This window comes from Dellaglioa sp. CoH-56-MRSF-13, from assembly GCF_056782095.1.
This window is the reverse complement of the sequence record NZ_JBXAYC010000080.1, coordinates 1-393: the sequence shown is the minus strand read 5'-3', so window position 1 is coordinate 393 and position 393 is coordinate 1. Positions and strand designations below refer to the sequence as shown.

Below are 393 nucleotides of genomic sequence, written 5' to 3'. Positions count from 1 at the left end.
CCTCGCGATAGTAAATAAGCAGAACAATGGAAGTGTGGCCGAGTGGTTTAAGGCTCCGGTCTTGAAAACCGGCGAGGGCTTTGTCCTCCGTGAGTTCGAATCTCACCGCTTCCGCCAAGTTTTGGTGATTGTGCAGTATGCGGGTAAAAATAGGTAGCCCGTACGTGAATCGTGTCTGGCGCTCTACTTGAGTTGCCGGACGCTGTGGTTGTTCGAGTCTCCCCCACAATCACCAATTTTAATTCACTGGAGTCGTGGCCGAGTTGGTCGAAGGCGCGGGCCTGTAGAGCCCGTTCCCCTAGCGGGACGCGGAGGTTCGAATCCATCCCGACTCCACCAGTTTCTTAGGAATCCTAAATGGCAATTACGCCTCTCTACGGCAAGGTTGTTATC

At 53.4% G+C, this 393-nt stretch carries 2 tRNA genes; both read left to right on the top strand.

The features are described from left to right. Window positions 1–28 precede the first annotated feature (28 nt). Window positions 29–117, top strand: a tRNA-Ser gene (locus AC1RP1_RS07975). A gap of 131 nt (window positions 118–248) precedes the next feature. Next, window positions 249–339: transfer RNA gene (locus AC1RP1_RS07970), tRNA-Tyr, on the top strand. Window positions 340–393: the final 54 nt, after the last annotated feature.